This is a genomic window from Burkholderia sp. Se-20378, from assembly GCF_017104665.1.
GTDB classification, from domain to species: Bacteria; Pseudomonadota; Gammaproteobacteria; order Burkholderiales; family Burkholderiaceae; genus Burkholderia; species Burkholderia lata.
Genome location: NZ_JAAGPG010001211.1, coordinates 1 through 660 on the forward strand (window position 1 = coordinate 1; position 660 = coordinate 660).

A 660-nucleotide genomic window follows, 5' to 3' on the forward strand; every position below is an offset into this window, starting at 1 on the left:
TCCGCGAACGGCACGCCGCGGCGGTTGTCCGGGTCGACGAGCGAGTGATCCCATGATTCGGTCCCTTGATACAGGTCGGACACGCCGGGCGACGCCATCCGCAGCACGGCCTGCGTCAGGCTGTTGACGACGCCGGCCGGTGCGATCCGTGCGACGAACGCATGCAGCCGGTGCGCGAAGTCGCCGGCGCCGCGTGGCGTCAGGATCGCACGGACGAATGCTTCGCAATCGCGCTCGTAGCGCGTATCGGGCGCGAGCCAGTCGGTGTGCCGTTTCGCTTCGCGCAGCGCCTTCGTCTGCCACTGCACGACGCGTTCGGCAAGTGCCGCGAGCCCCGCCGTATCGTCGGGCGCGAGTTCCGGCGGCCAGCAGCCGACGAGCGTCTGCCGCCGCGGCCGGGCCCGTCGGCGCGGCCAGACGGCGTGGCGCGCCGCCGCGAGGCGGCCGGTTGAGTGCGGACCGGGCGATCGCCGCCGCGCGCCACGCGTCGGGCATGTCGGTGGGCAGGGCCAGTCGCGCACGGGCATCCTCGCCGCGCTTGTGGTCGTGCGTGGCGGTGGGGACGAGCCCGTGGGGCACGGTGCGCGCGCGGCGCCGGTTGCGCGCATGGAACGCGCCGCGCGACAGGCTGAAGTCGCCCGCGTCGGCGCCGACGCGGGC

General features: G+C 74.8%; 1 pseudogene. It reads right to left on the minus strand.

The features are described from left to right. A pseudogene (locus tag G3N93_RS41060) lies at window positions 1-660 on the minus strand (malto-oligosyltrehalose synthase); the annotation flags it as partial.